Raw genomic sequence first — 1,954 nt, 5'->3', positions numbered from 1 at the left:
GCTCCTATCCCCGCCGTCGTCAATCTCGCGGCAAACATCCTCGTCAAACAATCCCCAAACGTACGACCAACGGTAAAACTTACCGCCGATTTTTACAATCGCTTCTTTTCCGTACCCTTTCATTTTTAGTACCCCGCTTTCACAAGTTCAAGCGCGTACGCGACGCGTTTTTCCTGGTTTTCGTCCTCGTATGCGTTCTCATACATCCAGTCAAGAAATTCGCCGTCACGTGCTATTTCACAGCGCGCCTGATACGCGCTATAAGTGTCGATGTTTCCATCGCCATTAAAGCGCGCATACTCGTCCATATAGCGATAGTCGCCGTAAAACGTCGCCCTAACAGCTTCCATCGGCGCCATGTTTTCGAAAAGCGTTTCGTCGTTTTCCAAAAACATTTCATCGCCGTTTTGCGTCGCGAACTCGTTGTAGCATGCTATCAGGTCGCTGTCATCCATCGCCTCAATATAAGGTCGTACGACCTCATCAATCGCGTATTCGCGCGTGTCGATGGTTCCCCAACGCTCGTACTGTGTCATCATGAGCGCGGAAGTTTCCAGATTTTGCGTATTTTTAATATTTTCCATATTTTTATTGTCCTTTCATATAAAACGCCCGGGCTTTTCGCCCGGGGCTTTAATTAATTTTTTACTTGACTTTCAATACCGGGAACGTGCTATACTTTTTATAGTCGTCGTATAAACCGGCGTCTTTTAACTTGTCGGTGTCAACGCTTTGGCGCTTGCCTTCTTTTAACTCAACGACAAGCCCATTTTCGAGCGTTTCCACCGTGACGCCTTTAGCCGTGTAGTACTCAACCAATCCGGCTTTCAAGGCGTCTTTTTCTTTTTTCAGACGCATAATCGCGTTTTCAAGCTCATACAGGCGTTTTGTTTCTTCCTGCTTTTCCTTGCTGATTCTCATTTTTGCGCCTCCTGAACGGCGACCACGTGGAAATGGTCGCCGCACTTAACGGCATCCAGGTTTTCTTTCCCTCTCGCCGTTTCCGCTTGTATATGACCCGTCGCGGTCAACAGCAAGCACAGCGCTATTTTTACCGCGCCCGTCATGCTAGCACCCCCGCCATACTCTTTTTGAGCATTTCCGCGTTTTGCTTCATCAAAAGTTCGATCGCTTTTTCAACCGGCTTTTTCTTTCTTTTAAACATTTTCTTTTTCCTCTCTTTCTTTTTAGCCCCCACGGTTTGGCGTCTTTCTACTGTCCGTTTATCGGGATAGGGCGCGCGATGTATGCGATACAACCCATTTAACCCGCGCCATTCAAGCGGCGCGCCTTGCGTGTGGATTCACTTTTCAAATATCCCCGCCGACCCCCGCCGGCTTCCTGTACCTGTCCCCTTGGTACACCCTTATAGTACACCTAAAAAGATTGCTAGTCAATACTTAAAGTAAACTTTTTTGATTTTTTTGTTTTGCTTTTTGGCGGCAAAGTTTACTTTTTTGGCGGATTGATATATCATACAGACAGAAAGGAGGGCGTATCATGGTAGGGAAAAAGATAAAGGCGCTTTTATTTTTAAAGGATAAAAAGCAGATTGACACACTAGGAGTGTTGGGCGTGTCCAGCAAGCAAGCTTTAAGCACTAAGTTTGCGCTTAACCGCTTTGCGGTTAAAGATCTCATTAAAATATGCGGGTTGCTAGATTGTGAGCTGATTGTTAAGGATAAGAGCACGGGCAAAGATTTAATATCTTTTGACATTGACGACGTATAAGACGGCGCGGACTAACACCGCGCTTTTTCTTTTTGCCCGATCGGCGCGGCTGTTTCCCATCCATCTATATATAGAGCGCTCGTTCCATCCATTCGTTTCTAATTGTGTGATTTTCTTCACATATTTAATCCATTTCATCCCTTTTTCATTTTCTGCTTGGTACCAAGGCGGAAAAAAAGGGATGATTATGTGATTATATGTGATTCATTCGTTTATAGTTTGT

At 45.4% G+C, this 1,954-nt stretch carries 4 protein-coding genes; 1 reads left to right on the top strand and 3 read right to left on the bottom strand.

Annotated features, from left to right (window positions below; genetic code table 11):
* Positions 1-125 precede the first annotated feature (125 nt).
* The 3 genes from ABNS49_RS13670 to ABNS49_RS13660 form a co-directional block, all read right to left on the bottom strand.
* The gene (locus tag ABNS49_RS13670) at positions 126-584 is read right to left on the bottom strand and encodes a hypothetical protein (protein WP_348688289.1); all 459 of its coding nucleotides are present in this window, start codon (positions 582-584) and stop codon (positions 126-128) included.
* Between the two features lie 61 nt (positions 585-645).
* Positions 646-921, bottom strand: a complete 276-nt coding sequence (locus ABNS49_RS13665; protein WP_288341677.1) for a hypothetical protein — start codon at positions 919-921, stop codon at positions 646-648.
* On the bottom strand, positions 918-1,067 hold the full coding sequence (locus ABNS49_RS13660) for a hypothetical protein (RefSeq protein WP_348688288.1): 150 nt from the start codon (positions 1,065-1,067) through the stop codon (positions 918-920). The genes ABNS49_RS13665 and ABNS49_RS13660 overlap by 4 nt, the downstream gene beginning before the upstream one ends.
* Before the next feature lie 433 nt (positions 1,068-1,500).
* On the opposite strand from ABNS49_RS13660, the gene ABNS49_RS13655 reads away from it, so the two are divergent.
* A complete protein-coding gene (locus tag ABNS49_RS13655; RefSeq protein WP_348688287.1) occupies positions 1,501-1,731 on the top strand; it encodes a hypothetical protein in 231 nt (76 codons plus the stop codon).
* The last annotated feature ends 223 nt before the right edge of the window (positions 1,732-1,954 follow it).

It is taken from the genome of uncultured Dubosiella sp. (genome assembly GCF_964018005.1).
Classification (GTDB): Bacteria; Bacillota_I; Bacilli_A; order Erysipelotrichales; family Erysipelotrichaceae; genus Dubosiella; species Dubosiella muris.
This window is presented reverse-complemented; position numbering and strand designations above follow the sequence as displayed.

What these genes read in the sequence shown, in the direction of transcription:
- ABNS49_RS13670 (WP_348688289.1), bottom strand. Translation starts at nt 584, where the DNA reads ATGGAAAATATTAAAAATACGCAAAATCTGGAAACTTCCGCGCTCATG.
- ABNS49_RS13655 (WP_348688287.1), top strand. Translation starts at nt 1,501, where the DNA reads ATGGTAGGGAAAAAGATAAAGGCGCTTTTATTTTTAAAGGATAAAAAG.
- ABNS49_RS13660 (WP_348688288.1), bottom strand. Translation starts at nt 1,067, where the DNA reads ATGACGGGCGCGGTAAAAATAGCGCTGTGCTTGCTGTTGACCGCGACG.
- ABNS49_RS13665 (WP_288341677.1), bottom strand. Translation starts at nt 921, where the DNA reads ATGAGAATCAGCAAGGAAAAGCAGGAAGAAACAAAACGCCTGTATGAG.